Origin of the sequence: Enterobacter sp. KBR-315C3_2022 (genome assembly GCF_041399425.1) — a bacterium.
Lineage (GTDB): Bacteria > Pseudomonadota > Gammaproteobacteria > Enterobacterales > Enterobacteriaceae > Enterobacter.
Map to the genome: position 1 here is coordinate 1 of NZ_JBGKEB010000075.1, position 510 is coordinate 510.

Sequence of the window (510 nt, forward strand, 5' to 3'; positions counted from 1 at the left end):
GACCGACAACAACACCGGCAAGCTGACCGGCACGCGCATCCACACGCCGTTCCTGTTCACCAAGGAAATCGACTCCTCCAGCCCGTACCTGTACAAGGCGGTCACCACCGGCCAGACCCTGAAGTCTGCCGAGTTCAAGTGGTACAAAATCAACGACGCGGGCCAGGAAGTGGAGTACTTCAACACCAGGCTGGAAAACGTGAAGGTGGTAAAGGTGAACCCGCTGATGCACGACGTCAAGGATCCGTCCTTCGAGAAGCACAACCATCTGGAACAGATTGAGCTGCGCTACGAGAAGATCACCTGGACCTACAAGGACGGCAACATTATTCATTCCGATTCCTGGAACGAACGCACAACTGCGTAATTACCCGTCATCCTTCGTGCGGGCGGGATTTTCCTGTCCGCCGTTTTTGCTGAGCGCCTGCCCCGCGGACGCTCAGCAAAGAACACACAATCTGCCTGCCTGACCTGATGCGCTTTGGTAAGTAAACAGCGAGGGGCGGTAGC

General features: G+C 56.3%; 1 protein-coding gene. It reads left to right on the forward strand.

Features of this window, described 5'->3' with window-relative positions; genetic code table 11:
- The coding region (gene tssD, locus AB8804_RS23325) for a type VI secretion system tube protein TssD (protein ID WP_371190305.1) at nucleotides 1–367 on the forward strand (367 nt) is incomplete at its 5' end.
- Between the last annotated feature and the right edge of the window lie 143 nt (nucleotides 368–510).